Source organism: Pseudomonas edaphica, assembly GCF_005863185.1.
Taxonomy (GTDB): Bacteria; Pseudomonadota; Gammaproteobacteria; order Pseudomonadales; family Pseudomonadaceae; genus Aquipseudomonas; species Aquipseudomonas edaphica.
Window position 1 is genome coordinate 1 of sequence record NZ_VBVZ01000056.1, and the last position, 18,051, is coordinate 18,051.

2 protein-coding genes are annotated in these 18,051 nt (G+C 65.2%); both read right to left on the reverse strand.

Annotation, left to right across the window (positions count from 1 at the left end; genetic code table 11):
* The coding region (locus FEM54_RS05965) for a non-ribosomal peptide synthetase (RefSeq protein ID WP_138449955.1) at positions 1 to 11,192 on the reverse strand (11,192 nt) is incomplete at its 3' end.
* Positions 11,189 to 18,051 (reverse strand): non-ribosomal peptide synthetase (locus FEM54_RS05970; protein ID WP_138449957.1); only part of this gene is annotated, 6,863 nt, incomplete at its 5' end. The genes FEM54_RS05970 and FEM54_RS05965, both read right to left, overlap by 4 nt.

Sequence of the window (18,051 nt, forward strand, 5' to 3'; positions counted from 1 at the left end):
ATCAACCCCTGCTCACGCTGATTACCCGCCGCATCCAACGCCGGATCCTGCGCCAACACCAACCGCACCACCCCGTTGAACCGCTGCGCCGGCCGATACACCGTGCGCAACGCCGCCGCATAAGTACGCGCCGGCCCCGCCATCGCATCCACACTGGCACGCCCCGGCAACAAACCCACGCTCACCATCCCCGCATGCAGCCATTGCTGCTGCGCCACCTCATCGCGCCCGGCAAACTCCACCCGGTCAATGCCCAGCGACTTGCCCGCCGACAACTGCATGGCCTCAATCAAGCGCAACAACGCGGCCGTGGTCGAATAAGGCTTGCCCGCACCGCCCGGTGATTCACTGTCGATCACCGTCAACGACGCCACCTCACGGCCCATCGCCTGCAAGCGCAGCGCCATCTCCAGCGCGACCCAGCCACCAAATGAATGCCCGACCAGATGCACCGGACCACGCGGACACTCGTGCGCCAGCGCCGCCAGGTAACACTGCGCTGCCGCTTCCACCTGGCTATGGGGCACCGCCTCGCCATCCAGCCCGCGCGGCTGCAAACCGAACAGCGGCCAGTCGCGCCCGAGTGCCTCGCCCAGCCCCACAAACCCGGTGACGCTGTCACCCGCTCCCGGCACACAAAACACCGGTGCAAACCCCGCACGCCCACTCTGAATGCGCAGCACCGGTTGATGCACCGCTTCCGTCACCGGCGCACTCGCGGCCAGGGCCTGCGCCATCGCCGCGCCCAAGCCTTGAATATGCGGCGCCTGCATCATGCTTTGGTGATCGCCCGGCACCTCGACCCGGCGCAATTGCCCAGGCGCCAAAGCGTCTTCCCAGCCCAGCGACTCACTGCGCCGCGACAGCTCGGTCGGCCGTTCACGGGCACTGAACAGATGCACCGGCACCGGCAGCAGGAACAGGCTGTAGTGCGCCAGCGCATGCCCATGGCCGACTTCACGCTCGATAAAACTCAAGAGGTCCGCGTCCGTAGCCGCTGCCATTTGCGCGTATAGCAGACCTTGATCGCGACAGCGTTGCAGCAAACCCGCAAAGTCCAGCTGTCCAATGCCCGCCTCAAGCTGTTCAAGGCTCGCCAGTTCATCCACACCTCCCTGTGCGTTCCAATACGCCGTGCACTGCAACAGCAAATGCCGCTTAAGCGCATCCGGCCCACTCCAGCGCGCCTTGCCTTGGTCGGTCATGCGCGGCACGTAGCTGTCGATCAGGCCGAGGAACGCTACCGGTTCATCCAGCCCCAGCAATTGCATCGCCACTTCATAGGCCAGCACGCCGCCAAACGACCAGCCCGCCACGCGGTAGGGCCCGTGTGGCTGGACCTCGCGGATCAGGCCGACCATGCGCGCCGCCAAGCCTTCCATGGTGTTCAGGTGCGGCTCGCCCAGTGCCGCGCCCGGCAGGCCGTAGATCGGATAGTCGCCGGGCAAGTGCTGACCCAACGCCGGGAAATACACGTCCATGCCACTGAACTCGTGCACCAGAAACAACGGCGGCTGCGAGCCGCTGCTGCGCACGGTAATCAGCGAGGTGTCGCGCACCGGCTCGCCGGTGCGCTGGCGCAACATCGCCGCCACCGAGGCCACGCTGACGTGCTGGAACAGCTCGGCCAGCGACACCTGCAAGCCCGCGGCCTCCATCAGGTTGACCAATCGAATCGCCAGCAAGGAATGCCCGCCCAGCTCAAAGAAGCTGTCGTGACGCCCCACCTGCTCAAGTTTCAACACCTTGGCCCACAGGCCGGCGAGCGACTGCTCCAGTGCATCGGCCGGCGCCTCGAAGTCGCGGCTGAGCAAGGCCTCCAACGCCGGAACCGGCAAGGCTTTGCGATCGATCTTGCCATTGGCCGTCAGCGGCAACTGCGCCAGCGGCACATAGGCCGACGGCAGCATGTAGTCCGGCAACTGGCCGTGCAGGTGCGCACGCACACTGTCGATGTCTACGGGCTCGCCAGCCCAGGTGAAATACGCCACCAGGCGCTTGTCGCCGGGCACGTCCTCACGGGCCAGTACCACTACGTCCTGGATGCTCGCCAAGGTCGCCAGGCGCGCTTCGATCTCGCCCAACTCGATACGGAAACCACGGATCTTCACTTGGTCGTCGTTACGCCCGATGCACTCCAGCAAGCCGTCCGCTGTCCAGCGGCCAAGGTCGCCGGTGCGGTACATCAAGGCGCCTGGGTTGAACGGGTCGTCGACAAACTTCTCGGCGGTCAGCTCCGGCCGGTTCAAATAACCCTTGGCCACGCCGTCACCGCCGATGCAGATTTCGCCGATCACGCCCACCGGCAGTGGCTGCAAGTACGCATCCAGCACATGAATCTGCGTGTTGGAAATCGGTCGACCGACCGCCACGCTGTCAGCATCGGCGGCAATCGCCTGCACCTCGTAAGTGGTGGCGTAGGTGGTGGTTTCAGTCGGCCCGTAGCAATGCACCAGGCGCAAGCCCGGCGCCTGCGCCAGCAGGCTGCGGAACGCCGCCGGGTCGGCACGCTCGCCGCCGCAGAGCAAAATGCGCAAGCCGGCCAGGGCTTCCGGGATCATCTGCACGTACTGGTTGAACAACGCGGTGGTCACGAACAACACCGTCGCACCGTGCAGCGCACGGCCGAATGCAGCGGGGTCGAGCAACGTGGAATGGTCGATCACCTGCACCTGGCCGCCGTTGAGCAGCGCGCCCCACACATCCATGGTGCTGGCGTCGAACGCCGGGTTGGAGGCAAACGCCACACAGTCGGCGGCGTTGAAGTCGGCGTAACCGTTGTTGAGCACCAGCCGTGTGATGCCGCGATGAGGCACCAATACGCCCTTCGGTGTGCCCGTGGAGCCGGAGGTGTACATGATGTACGCCACGCTGTCCGAGGACTGCGACAGATCAGGGTTGTGGCTCGGTTGCGGGTCCAGGGTCAGGGTGTCCAGATCCAGGCGCCGCGCCGGGAACTCAAGCGCCGCGTCACTGCGGGTCAACAGCCAGCTCGCGCCGCTGTCCTGCAACATGAAGCCCTGGCGTTCGGCGGGTGCGTTTATGTCCAGCGGCACATAGGCCGCCGCACATTTGAGGATCGCCAACTGGCTGACCAGCAGGTCCAGGGAACGCGGCAGCAGGATCGCGACGTTATCGGCCGGGCGCACACCCAGGCTCATCAGGTGATGGGCCAAGCGGTTGGCGCGGGTGTTGAGTTCGCCGTAGCTCAGTACCGCGTCAGCGTGCAACGCAGCCACCGCGTCAGGCCGTGCGTGGGCCTGGGCTTCGAACAAGCGCTGCACCGTGTGCTCGCGGGGGAACACACGGGTGGTGGCATTGAAACCTGCCAGCTGTTGACGCTCGGCCGCCGGCAGGATTGGCAAGCGGCTGATGCCCCTATCACTGTGGTGCTCCAGCGCCTCAACCAGTTGCTCAAGGGCAATGTTCAGGTAATCACACAAACGCCGGGCGCCCTGCCCCATGGCGGTCAGGCTGAAACCCTCACCAAGGTCATCGACACTCACCGACACCCCGTAATTGGTCTGCTCCTCGGCACTGAGCAGCGCAATCCCCTGCCATGCCTCAGCCACGCCACCACTGTGCGGCGCGCTGTGGCGGTAGTTGAACAGCACGTTGAACAACGGCGTACCCACTGGGACGCCGCTGCACTGCTGGGCCAATGCCAGCGGCGCGTGCTCATGGCTGAGCAATTGGGTCAGGCGCGCATGGGTGGCACGCAACGCCGTGCGTACCGAGTGTTCGCCCAGGTCAACGCGCAGCGGCAAGGTATTGATAAATACGCCCATGGCGCGCTCCGCACCTTCGCCGCCTTGCAGGCGGCCGAGCATCACAGTGCCGAACACCACCTGTTCGCGGCCACTGACCTTGCCCAGCACCTGCGCCCAGGCCTGGTGCATCAGGCTGGCGGCACTCACGCCTGCCTGGCGGGCCTGGGTGCGCAGGCGCAGGCTCAACTGCGGGTCGATGGCCAGATGCGTGTGTTCATCGGCGCCCAGGTATTGGACGTCGGTTGGCTCGTCGATTTCACCGAGCATTTCGCGCAAGAAGGTTTCGTGGTCGTCAACGCCCAGGCGGGTCTGGGCCACAGTCTGGGCCACATAGTTTCGATACGGCACGGCCGCGCCCAGGGTGTGCTGACTACCGAGCAGGAACGCCTGCATTTCATGCTGCAGGATGTCCAGCGCGACGTGGTCCATCACCAAATGATGGAACAACAACGTGGCGACCACGCGCTGCGGCTCCTCGGTATAGACCAGCCGCATCAACGGCGCTTGCGTCAGGTCCAGGCGCTGCGGCACAGCACCGGTTTCAACGCTGAGCGAGGCCTCACGCCAAACCACTTGCACCGGTTCTTCCAGGCCCTCCCAATGGAAGGAGGAACGCAGGATGTCATGCCGCTGAATTACCGCCTGCAATGCATGGGCAAAGGCGTCCAGGCGCAGACGGCTATCGAAGGCAAACTGCGCCCGCAACAGGTAGGCATCGCCTTCAAGCACAGCCCGATGGTGATACAGGATGCCGGCCTGCAACGGCGCCAGCGGGTAGATATCCTGCACATTCGCCGCACCGCCGGGAATGCACGCGACGATGCGGTCGACGGCAGCCTGGTCCATCTGGATCAAGGGCAACATAGCCGGGGTGATGTGGCTGCAGCCTTCGGCGATGCCATTGGCCGGCACCGCCACTTCGCGCCCACTGCCCAGCGCCGCCGCCAACGCCGAGAGCGTCGGCTGGCCGAACAGCACCTTTACATCCGCCGACAAGCCCAGGCGGCGCATGCGCCCCATCAGACTGACGGCCAGCAGCGAATGCCCGCCCAGTTCAAAGAAGTTGTCGTGACGGCCCACGCGCTGAACATTGAGCAGTTCGGCCCACAGGCTGGCCAAGGCCATTTCGGTATCGCCCTGGGGCGCTTCGTACTCGCGCACCACCACCGAATCCAGGCCCGGCGCCGGCAGCGCCTTGCGGTCGAGCTTGCCGTTGGGGCTGAGCGGCAACGCCTGCAGATGCACGAAAATCGCCGGCACCATGAACTCCGGCAGATGCCGCAGCAGATGACCGCGCAGCGCGTCGATGTCGCTCGGCGTGCCGGTGTAGTAAGCCACCAGCCGCTCTTCACGGGCGATCACAGCGGCTTCGTTGACCTGAGGATGCTCGAGCAGCCGCGCCTGGACTTCACCCAGCTCGATGCGCAAACCACGAATTTTCACCTGGTCATCATTGCGCCCCAGGTACTCGATATTGCCGTCCGGCAAGTAACGCCCGACATCACCGGTGCGGTACATGCGCCCCTGCCTGAAGGGGTCGTCAAGGAAACGCTCGGCGGTCAGCTCCGGCCGGTTCAGATACCCCCGCGCCACTTGTACACCCGCGATAAACAACTCGCCCACCACACCCAGCGGCACCGGTTGCAACTGGCTGTCGAGCAGGTACATGCGGGTGTTGGCGATGGGTTTGCCGATCGGCGTGTTGTCCGGGGTTACCAGACCGGCACAGTTCCAGGCGGTGACGTCGACCGCCGCTTCGGTCGGCCCATACAGGTTATGCAATTGGCTGCCCGGCAGTTGCTGCTTGAAGCGCCGTACCAGGCTGCCCGGCAAGGCTTCGCCGCTGCACATCACCCGCGCTAGCCCTATGGCCTGGCTTACATCGCCGTGGGCCAGGAACACATCGAGCATCGACGGCACAAAGTGCAAGGTAGTGATCTGTTCGGCCTCGATCACGTCGCACAGGTATTCGGGCTCTTTGTGCCCGCCGGGGCGCGCCATCACCAGACGCGCGCCGGTAAACAGCGGCCAGAAGAATTCCCACACCGATACGTCAAAGCTGAACGGGGTTTTCTGCAGCACCGAATCCTGCGCGTTCAGGCCGTATTCGTCCTGCATCCACAGCAGGCGGTTGACTACCCCGGCGTGGTCGTTGATCACGCCTTTGGGCTGGCCGGTGGAGCCGGAGGTGTAGATCACATAGGCGCTCACGCCTTGGACGTGAGGGTTGCCTGCGGGCAGATGCTGCCAGGTGGGCTGGTCCAGGTCGACTACCGCCACTGCGCCGAGCAAGCCACGTGTTGCGCCTTGGGCCAGCACCACCAGCGGCGCACTGTCTTGCAGCATGTAGGCCAGGCGCTCCTGCGGATAAGCCGGGTCCAGCGGCACATACGCCGCGCCGGCCTTGAGGATCGCATACAGGCCAATGACCATCTCCAGGCTGCGCTCGACGCAGATCGCCACCCGCGAATCCGGCTGTACACCCAGCGCCAGCAGGTGATGGGCCAGCTGATTAGCCTGCGCATTCAGCTCAGCGTAGGTCAGTTGCCGCTCACCTGCCTTCACCGCAATCGCGTTCGGCGTGCGCACCACCTGCGCTTCAAACATCCCGTGCAGTGTCTGGTCGAGGTTGTAGTCCACCGCGGTGGCGTTGAGATCGACCAGCAGGTGCTGACGCTCACACTCATCCAACAACGGCGCATGTTCCAACACCGCCTGGTCGTTATCGACCATTGCCTGCAAGGTGCGGGTGAAATACCCGGCGTACCGCTGCACGGTCGACTCATCAAACAGCGCCACGGCAAATTCAAGCGCGCCGAGAATGCTGCCCTGCACTTCACCCAGGTTCAACGACAGGTCGAACTTGGCAAAGTGGCTGTTCTCGACGATGCCTTCCAGGGCCAGGTCGCCCAGCGCCAGGGTCGGCGCGCTGCTGTCCTGCCAGCTCAGCAGGATCTGGAACACCGGGCTGTGGGCCAGGCTGCGCACCGGCCGGGTGATTTCCACCACCTGCTCAAATGGCAAGTCCTGATGCGCCTGGGCCGCCAGCGTCAGCGCCTTGACCCGTGCCAGCAAGGCCTCGGTGCTCAGCTCGCCCGAGGTGTCGATGCGCACCGCCAGGGTGTTGACGAACAGGCCGATCAGCCCTTCCCCCTCGCTGCGGGTACGGTTGGCCACTGGCGTGCCGATCACCAGGTCGTGTTGCCCGGACAGCCGCGCCAGCAGGGAGGCCCAGGCCGTCATCAAGGTCATGTACAGCGTGGTGCCATGGCGTTGGCTCAAGGCCTTGAGCCCGGCGGTCAGGCGTTCGTCCAGGCGCACTTCGACGCTGTTGCCGGCGTAGTCCTGCTGCACAGGGCGTGGGCGATCGGTAGGCAGCGTGAGCAAGGCCGGCGCACCGGCCAGTGCCTGTTGCCAATAGGTACTTTGGCGCTGCAGCACTTCGCCGCTCAGCCACAAACGCTGCCACACGGCGAAGTCGCCGTACTGAATCGGCAGGCTTGGCAATGGGTCAGGCATGCCGTGGCTGAAGGCTTGATACAGCGCCATCAACTCACGGGTGAGCACGCCCATCGACCAGCCATCGGAAACGATATGGTGCAGGGTCAGCAGCAGCACATGGTGATCGTCGGCCATCACCACCAGGCGCCCACGCAGCAACGGGCCGCGCTCCAGGTCGAACGGTGCCGAGGCTTCGCCCTGAATCAAGGCATCCAGCGCCTGCTGCGGTTGCGGGTGGCGGCGCAAATCCTGCACTTGCAGGGGCAGCATGTCTTCAGCCGGTACGATCAGTACCTGGGCTTGGTCGCCCTGTTGGGCAAAGCGGCTGCGCAGGGTTTCATGCCGCGCAACAATGCGCGCCAGCGCCCGTTGCAGCGCCTCGACATGCAACTGGCCACGCAAACGCAGGCCGATGGGAATGTTATAGGCGGTATTGGCGCCTTCCATCAGCGCCAGAAACCACAGGCGCTGCTGGGCGAACGACAACGGCACGAGCTCATCACGATTGGCCGGCAGAATATCCGGCAAGGTGCTGCGCCCTGACTGCGCCAGCACTGCGGCGACCGCCGCCAGCTCCGCATTGGCAAACAAGTCGCCCAGCACCAGTTCCACCCCCAGGCGCTGGCGCACTTGCGAGACCATGCGCATCGCCAGCAACGAGTGCCCGCCCAGTTCGAAGAAATGGTCGTGCCGCCCGACACGCTGCACCTGCAGCACATCGGCCCAGATCTGCGCGAGCACGCTTTCGATCTCGCCCTCGGGCGCTGCGTATTCGCGGGTAAACACCGCGGCCATGTCCGGCGCTGGCAAGGCCTTGCGGTCGAGCTTGCCGTTGGCGGTGAGTGGCAACGCCTCGAGCTTCACATAGGCGACCGGGACCATGTAGTCCGGCAGATGCGCAACCAGGTGGGCGCGGATATCACCGACCGCCAGCGGGTCGAGTTGCGGGCTCTCGGTGAAATAGGCGACCAGTCGCTCCTCGCGCACCAGCACCACCGTTTCCTGGATCCCAGGCAGTTGGCCGAGCTGGGTTTCAATCTCGCCAAGCTCGATACGCATGCCACGGATCTTCACCTGATCATCGTTGCGCCCCAGGTATTCAAGCGTACCGTCCGGCAACCAACGCGCCAGGTCGCCGGTGCGGTACATGCGCCCCGGGTTGAACGGGTCTTGCAGGAAGCGCTCGGCGGTCAGGTCCGGGCGGTTGAGGTAACCACGCGCCACGCCCTTGCCACCCACGTACAGCTCACCGGCTACCCCCAATGGCACCGGCCGTTGTTGTTCATCGAGCAGGTACACCGTGGCATTGGCCACCGGTTTGCCGATATGCAACGGCTGGCCTGCTTCGACCTTGCCGGAAGTGGCAACCACCGTGGCTTCGGTGGGGCCGTAGTTGTTGATCAGCTCAAATCGCTGTGCCCGCGCAAACTGGCGCAGGCGGTCACCGCCGATGAGCAAGGTGCGCAATGTAGGGTGTTCGATGTGCTGGCTGAACGCGTATTCGGCCACCGGCGTGGGCAGGAAGCACACGTCCAGTGGCTGCGCGCACCACCAGCTCAGCAGCGCGTCGATATCTTCGGCGCCGTCCGTGGCGGGCGGCAGGTGCAGGGTCGCGCCGACACACAGCGCCGGCCACACTTCCCAGGCCATCGCATCAAAACCAAAGCCGGCAACACTGGCGGTGTGGCGCCCGGCGCACAAGTCAAAGGCGCGGCAATGCCAGTCCACCAGGTTGGCCACCGTGTGGTGCTCCACCATCACCCCTTTGGGCAGGCCGGTGGAGCCGGAGGTGTAGATCACATAGGCGAGGTTCGAAGGGCTGACGGCGGCTTTTGGATTGCTGGCTGAATGGTGCTGCCAGGTGTAGCGGTCCAGCTGGATCACCGGCACGTCCAGCGCCGGCAAGCGCTCGAGCTGTGCCTGTTGGGTCAGCACCGCCACCGGGGCGCTGTCGCTCAGCAGGTAGCTCAGGCGCTCGGCCGGGTGCGATGGGTCCACCGGCACATAGCAGGCGCCAGCCTTGAGGATGGCCAGCAACCCGGCCAGGGTGTCCAGGCCACGCCGCGCGACGATGGCCACGCGGTCATCGGGTTTGACCCCCAGCGCCAACAGGTGATGGGCCAGCAGGTTGGCTTGCTGGTTGAGTTCGGCGTAGGTCAGTTGGCGGCCCTGCTGCACGGCGGCAATCGCCTCCGGCGTGAGCGCGGCCTGGGCTTCGACGCGCCCGTGCAAGGTACTGCTCTGGGGGAAATCGGCGTGGGTGGCGTTGAACTGCTCAAGCAACAGTTGCTGCTCGGCGGCAGGCAGCACCGACAACTGATTGAGCGCGGTGTGCGGTGCTTGCTCCAGCGCCGTCACCAGGTTCTCCAGGGCGGTTTGCAGATAGCTGCACACGCGCTGCGGATCGACCCGCTGGCTGGCCAGCAGGCTCAGGCCAAAGCCGTCACCCAGGTCATCCACACTCAGGGTCAGCGGGTAGTTGGTGCGTTCTTCGGCGCTGAGCGCGGCGATCCCGTGCCAGGCCGACACGGCTTCGGCGCTGGCGGCCGGGGCGCTGTGGCGATAGTTGAGCAAGGCGCTGAACAGCGGCGTCGGCGCCACCACCCCGCTGCAGCGTTGGGCCAGGGCCAGCGGCGCGTGTTCATGGCGCAACAAGGTGGTGAGCCGCGCGTGGGTGGCCTTGACCCCGGTGCGTAGGTCCTGGGCGTCCACGTCGACGCGAAACGGCAAGGTGTTGATGAAAATGCCCAGCGCCCGATCCGTGGCATGGCTGCCTTGCATGCGGCCCATCAATACGGTGCCGAACACCACCTGCTCTTTACCGGCCAGCACCGCCAACACCTGCGCCCAGCCCATATGGAACAGGCTGGCGGCACTCACGCCCAATTGCCGGGCTTGCGCGCGCAACCGCCGGCTGAGTGCTGCGGGCAAAGGCAGGCTGACTTCGCCGATGCCACGGGCATCGCCCTGCACGTCCTGCAAGCCGTATGGCAAGGTCGGCTCGCTGATGTCGCCGAGCATCTGGCGGAAGAAATTTTCGTGTTCCGGCTCGCTGATACCCAGGCGTGCCTGCGCCACATAATTGCGAAACGGCACGGCCTGGCCAAGCGCCGCGCCCTGCCCCAGCAGGCACGCCTGCATTTCATGGCACACCACTTCGAGGGCGCTGTGGTCGAGGGCCATATGGTGGAACAGCAAGGTGGCGACAATGCGCTGGTTCAGCCGGTCGTCGGCCCGCACCAGGCGCAGCAGCGGCGCCCGGGTCACGTCGAGGCGATAGTGGCGGGCATCGAACAGCCCGTGCAGTTGAGCGGCAATATCGCCGTCGGCCGGGTTCAATTGCAGCGCCTGCACCGGCAGGCGTGCCTGGCGCCACACCACTTGCGAGGGTTGCTGCAAACCGTCCCAGACCACGCCGGTGCGCAGGATATCGTGGCGGTCCATCACGCGCTGCAACGCTTGGGCAAAGGCCTCGAAACGCTCCAGGCTGTCGAACGCGAACTGCGACTGCATCACATAGGGGTCGCCCTGCTCGGCGCTGACGTGGTGGAACAGAATGCCTTCCTGCAACGGCGCCAGCGGGTAAATGTCCTGGATATTCGCCACACCGCCGTCGACCGTGGCCACGATGCGCTCGATCTCGTCCTGGCTCAACGTCGACAGGCTCAGCATCGCCGGGGTGATGTGCTCGGCACCTAGCGGGATGCCATTGGCCGGCACCTGCACTTCACCGGCTTTGGAAGCCGAGTATTCACCGGCCTTGATCAGTTCGATCAAAGCCGCTTTGTGCTCGCGCAACGCAGCCAGGATCGCTGGGTCACTCAGCGCTTGTTTGTTGCCTTGCACCGACAACTGCTCGCCCTTGAGCGCCAGTTGCACGTCCTTGGTTTTCAGCGTGCTCAATAACTCAGAAATGCTCACAGGACGATCTCCATTCGTTCGGTAATAGCGGCGTAGCCGGCCAGGCTCGGCTGTTCGAACAGCGCCCGCACATCGGCTTCCAGGCCTTCCTGGCGCAGGCGTCCGATCAAGCTCACGGCCAGCAGCGAGTGCCCGCCCAGTTCAAAGAAGTTGTCATGGCGCCCAACGCGCTCAACGTTGAGCAGTTCAGCCCACAGCGCTGCCATAAGGATTTCGGTGTCGCCTTCGGGGGCCGCGTATTCGCGCACATTCAGTGCGTCCATGCCCGGCACCGGCAACGCCTTGCGGTCGAGCTTGCCGTTGGGGCTCAGTGGCAATGCCTCCAGGTGCACAAACACCGCAGGCACCATAAAGTCCGGCAAGTGCTGCAACAGGTGGGCGCGCAAGCGGTCGATGTCGGTGTGTGCGCCGGTGTAGTACGCCACCAGGCGCTCTTCACGGGCGACCACGGCGGCCTCGTTGACCTGCGGATGCTCCAGCAAGCGCGCCTGGATTTCGCCCAGTTCGATGCGCAGGCCACGGATCTTCACCTGGTCATCGTTGCGGCCCAGGTACTCGATATTGCCGTCGGGCAGGTAACGGCCAACGTCGCCGGTGCGGTACATGCGCCCGTCGGTAAACGGGTCCTTGAGGAAGCGTTCGGCGGTCAGTTCCGGGCGGTTCAGATACCCGCGCGCCACTTGCACGCCGCCGATGAACAACTCGCCCACCACCCCCAATGGCACCGGCTGCAACTGGGCGTCCAGCACGTACATGCGTGTATTGGCAATCGGCTTGCCGATCGGCGTGTTGTCCGGCACGTCGGGCCGTGCGCAGTTCCACGCGGTGACATCGACCGCCGCTTCTGTCGGGCCATACAGGTTGTACAGCCCAACCCCCGGCAGTTGTGCTTTGAAGCGCCGTACCAGGCTGCCCGGCAAGGCTTCGCCGCTGCACATCACCCGCGCCAGCCCTTTGGCCTGGCTGACATCACCATGGGCCAGGAACACATCGAGCATCGACGGCACGAAATGCAAGGTGGTGATCTGCTCAGCCTCGATCACCTGGCACAGGTACTCCGGCTCTTTGTGCCCACCCGGGCGGGCCATCACCAACCGTGCGCCGGTAAACAGCGGCCAGAAAAATTCCCACACCGACACGTCGAAGCTGAACGGGGTTTTCTGCAGCACCGCGTCATGGGCCTTGAGGCCATAGGCGTCCTGCATCCACAGCAAGCGGTTGACCACGCCAGCGTGTTCATTGATCACGCCTTTGGGCTGGCCGGTGGAGCCGGAGGTGTAGATCACATAGGCCTGGTGCCGGGCGGTCAGGCCCGGCACCTGCGGGTTGCTCGCGCTCTGCTGTTGCCAGGTGACGTGATCCAGGTCCAGCACCGGCACGTCGCCCAACAACTGGCGGGTCGCGTCTTGCGCCAACACCACCACCGGTGCGCTGTCTTGCAGCATGTAAGCGATGCGTTCGAGTGGATACGCCGGGTCCAGCGGCACATAACCGCCACCCGCCTTAAGGATCGCGAACAGGCCGACCACCATGTCCAGGCCACGCTCGACGCAAATACCCACGCGCGAATCCGGCTGCACGCCGAGTTCGCGCAGGTGATGGGCCAGGCGGTTGGCGCGTTCGTTGAGTGCCCGGTAGGTCAACTGCTGGTCACCGGCCTTGACCGCCACCGCATCAGGGGTGCGTTCGACCTGAGCCTCGAACAGGCCGTGCAGGGTCTGGTCGAGGTTGTAAGCGACCTCGGTGGCGTTGAACGCTACCAGCAGTTTTTGGCGTTCCTCGGCGCCCAGGATCGGCAGGCGATTGAGCGCCTGGTGCGGTGCCTGCTCCAAGGCTTCGACCAGCCCGGCCAGGGCGTTCTGCAGGTAACCACACACCCGTTGCGCGTCAACCTGCGCCAGGGCGGTGATATCGTAACCATCGCCCAAGTCATCCACGTTGAGGGTCAGCGGGTAGTTGGTGCGGCCATCGTTGACCAGCGTCTGCATGCCTTCCCAGGCGTGTTGCGCCTCGGCAGAACGCGTCGCGGCGCCGCGATGGCGATAGTTGAGCATCGAGCTGAACAACGGCGCCGGGGCCGCCACCCCGCTGCAACGCTGGGCCAGGGCCAGGGACGCGTGCTCATGGCCGAGCAACGCGGTGAGCCGCGTGTGGGTGGCACGCACGGCATCGCGTGCGCCTTGCGCGTCGATATCCAGGCGCAGCGGCAAGGTATTGATAAACACCCCGAGCGCACGATCAGCGCCCTCACCGCCTTGCAATCGGCCGACCAGCACGGTGCCGAACACCACGCTGTGGCGCCCCGAAGTGGCCGCCAACACTTGGCCCCAGGCCAGGTGGAACAGGCTCGCCGTGCTCACACCGAGTATACGTGCCTGGGCCCGCAGGCGGCGGTTGAGGTCGTTGTCCAGGTGCAGGCTGTGTTCCTCAATCGCGCTGCCGTCGCCGCGCACGTCCTGCAAGCCGAACGGCAAGGTCGGTTCATCGACATCGGCGAGCATCTCGCGAAAGAACGCCTCGTGCTCCTGCTCACTGACGCCCAATCGCGCCTGGGCCACGTAGTTGCGGTACGGCATCGGCGCCGCCGTCGGGGCGGCGTGCCCCAACAAATGCCCTTGCATTTCACGCAGCACCACGTCGAACGCGGTGTGGTCCAGCGCAATATGGTGATAGAGCAACACCACCACCACGCGCTGGTTGGCCGGGTCCTTGGCGTACTTGAGGCAGATAAGCGGCGCCTGGCTGATGTCCAGGCGATAACGCCGCGCATCAAAACGCGCGTGCAGGCCGGCGAGTACATCGCCCTGCAACTGCAGCTCTTCAAGCGGCAATCGGGCCTGGCGCCACACCACTTGCAGCGGTTGCGCAAGGCCTTCCCAGACCACACCCGTGCGCAGGATGTCATGGCGGTCGATCACCTGTTGCAGCGCATGGGCGAAGGCCTGCAGGCGCTCGAGGCTGTCGAAGGCCAGGTGCGATTGCAGCAGGTACGGGTCGCCCTGTTCGGCGGTGAGGTAGTGGTAAAGAATGCCCTCCTGCAACGGCGCCAGCGGGTAGATATCCTGCACATTGGCGGCGCCACCGGGGATGCGGCTGACGGCGTGATCGAGGGTCGACTGGTCGATATCAACCAGGGGCAGCATGTCCGGCGTGATGCGCAGGCAATCGGCTGCGATCCGGTTCGCCGGCACCTGCACTTCGCGGCCACTGCCCACGGCAGCCGCCAGCGCGGCCAGGGTCGGCTGGCTGAACAGCACACGGACATCCGCGCTGAGGTCCGCTTGACGCATGCGTTCGATCAGGCTCACGGCCAGCAACGAATGGCCGCCGAGCTCGAAGAAGTGGTCATGACGGCCGACCTGTTCGACCTGCAACACCTCGGCCCAGATCCGCGCCAGGGTGGTTTCCACTGCGCCCTGGGGCGCTTCAAAGTCGCGGCTGAGCAATGCCGCCTGGTCAGGTTCCGGCAAGGCCTTGCGATCCAGCTTGCCGTTGGCGGTCAGGGGCAATGCGTCGAGCTTGATGTAGGCCACCGGCACCAGCGCGTCGGGCAGTTGTGCTTGTAGCTGCGAACGCAGGGTTTCAATCGCCAGCGGGTAGTTTTCCGTGAACCAGGCCAGCAAACGGCCTTCGCGCACCAGCACCACGGCCTCGCCAACGCCTTCCACTGCCGCCAGGCGACTTTCGATCTCGCCCAGCTCCACGCGTACGCCACGCACTTTGACCTGATCATCATTGCGGCCCAGGTACTCGATATTACCGTCGGGCAACCAGCGCGCCAGGTCGCCGGTGCGGTACATGCGCCCCGGGTTGAACGGGTCTTGCAGGAAGCGTTCGGCGGTCAGGTCCGCACGGTTCAGGTAACCGCGCGCCACGCCGCTGCCACCCACATACAGCTCACCGGCCACGCCCACCGGCACCGGGCGCAGCTGTGCATCGAGCAAGTAGGTGCTGGCATTCGCCACCGGCCGGCCGATATGCAGCGCCTGCCCGGCGCGGACACGGCCGGAGGTGGCGACCACCGTGGCCTCGGTCGGCCCGTAGTTGTTGATCAGCGCAAAACGTCGCTCCTGGGTGAACTGCCGCAGGCGGTCGCCGCCAATCAGCAGGATGCGCAAGGTCGGGTGTTGCAGGTGCTGGCTGAAGGCGTATTCGGCCACTGGCGTGGGCAGGAAGCTGACGTCCAGCGGCTGCGCCAGCCACCAGGCCAGCAGTTCGTCGATGTTTTCATTGCCCACCGTGACAGGCGGCAAATGCAGGGTCGCACCGGCACACAGCGCCGGCCAGACTTCCCAGGCCATGGCGTCGAAGCCAAAACCGGCGACACTGCTGGTATGGCTGCGCGCATCCAGGCCGAAGGCTTCGCAGTGCCAGTGCACCAGGTTTTCCACATTGCGGTGCTCCACCATCACGCCTTTGGGCTGGCCGGTGGAGCCGGAGGTGTAGATCACATAGGCCAGGTGCGCCGGGGTCAGCGCTGCGAGCTGCGGATTGCTGACGGCGTGGTGCTGCCAGCTTTCGCCCAGCAGGTCGACTGTGGCGAACGCCCCCAGCAACGCTTGCGTACTGGGCTCGGCCAGCACGGCCACCGGCGCACTGTCCTGCAACAGATAGGCGATACGCTCGGCGGGATAGGCCGGGTCGATCGGCACATAACCGGCGCCGGCCTTGAGTATGCCCAGCAGCCCGATGAGCATCTGCGGGCCACGACGGCAGCAGATCGCCACGCGATCGTCGGGCCGTACGCCGAGCGCGAGCAGGTGATGGGCCAGTTGGTTGGCGCGTTGATTGAGTTGCTGGTAGGTCAGCGACCGTTCGCCCTGCTGCACCGCAATTGCGTGGGGCTGGCGCTCGACCTGGGCTTCAAAGGCACCGTGCAGGGTGTGCCCGGTGGGGAAATCTGCAGCCGTCGTGTTGAATTCACGCAGCAGGGTGTCGCGTTCGGCCGACGGCAGTATCGGCAGGCGGTTGAGCGCGGTATCGGCGGCGTTTTCCAAGGCCTCGACCAGTTGCTCCACGGCGTTATGCATATAGCCGCACAGGCGCTGGGCGCCGATCTGCGGCAGCGCCAGCACGCTGAGGCCAAAGCCTGCGCCAAAATCATCCACGCTCAAGGTCAGCGGGTAGTTGCTGCGCTCTTCACCGCCCAGCAGTTGCACGCCTTCCCAGATGCCGTGGCCATCGCGGGCCATTTCGTCGGGGCGGCTGTGGCGGAAATTGAGCAAGGCGCTGAACAGCGGCACGCTGGTCGGCACGCCGCTGCAACGCTGGGCCAGCGCCAGGGACGCGTGTTCGTGCCCGAGCAAGGCGCTCAAGCGCGAATGGGTGGCCTTGACCGCCACGGCGGCGCCCGCCGCGACATTCACCCGCAGCGGCAAGGTGTTGATAAACATGCCCAGCGCCCGATCGGCGCCCTCACCTGCCTGCATGCGCCCCATCAATACAGTGCCAAACACCACGTCATCACGCCCGGACACCAGGCCCAGCACTTGCGCCCAGGCCAGGTGCATCAGGCTCGCCGCACTTACGCCCAACAGGCGCGCCTGCTCACGCACGCGCATGGCCAGCGCCGCGTCCAGGTGCTGCTCGGCCTCTTCGATATCACGGCCATCACCCTGCACGTCCTGCACGCCAAACGGCAAGGTCGGTTCGTCCACATCGGCGAGCATGGCGCCGAAGAACTGTTCATGCTCGGCCACGCTCACGCCCAGGCGTGCCTGGGCCACGTAGTTGCGAAACGGCGCCGCCACGGGCAGCGCGTCCGCCTGGTTGAACAGAAACGCGCGCATCTCCTGGCCCACCACTTCCATGGCCGTATGGTCCAGCGCCAGGTGGTGGAACAGCAGGATCGCTGCGACTCGGTTATTCGCCGGGTCCTGGGCGTAAACCATGCGCAGCAATGGCGCCTGGGTAATATCCAGGCGGTAGTGACGGGCATCGAAACGTGCGTGCAATTGCTCGATGATGCCGCCCTCGGCCGGGTCCAGGATCACCTCCTGCACACTCAGTTGCGCGTCGCGCCAGACCACTTGCACCGGGCTGTCCAACCCTTCCCAGACCACGCCGGTGCGCAGGATGTCGTGACGCGCTACTACCTGTTGCAGCGCGCCCATAAAGCCGTGCAAACGCTCCAGGCTATCGAACGCCATGCGCGATTGCAGCAGGTACGGGTCGCCCTGTTCGGCGCTGATATGGTGATAAAGAATGCCTTCCTGCAACGGCGCCAGCGGGTAGATATCCTGCACATTGGCCGCACCACCGGGCACGTTGGCGACGATGCGCTCGATTGCCGGTTGATCAAGCTGCACCAGGGTCAGCATCGACGGCGTGATCTGTGTGCAGCCCGGCATAATGCCATTGGCCGGCACCACAATTTCACGCCCACTGCCGACTGCCGCCGCGAGTGCCGCCAGGCTCGGCTGGCTGAACAGCACGCGCACGTCCGCGCTCAGGCCGACCTGGCGCATGCGTTCGATCAGGCTGACCGCCAGCAACGAGTGCCCGCCCAACTCGAAGAAATGATCATGGCGCCCGACGCGTTCAAGCTTGAGCACGTCCTGCCAGATCTGCGCCAGCACGGTTTCCACTTCACCTTCCGGGGCTTCGTAGCCACGGCTGAGCAGCGCACTCTGATCCGGCACCGGCAGGCCCTTGCGGTCCAGCTTGCCATTGGCGGTAAGCGGTAACAGCTCAAGCCACACATAAGCCGACGGCACCATGTAATCCGGTAGCTGGCCTTGCAGATGGCCGCGCAGGGCTTCGATTGGCAACGCTGCCGAGGCGGTGTAGTACGCCACCAGGCGTTTGTCGCCGGGCTCGTCTTCGCGGGCCACTACCACAACGTCGCGCACGTCTGGGA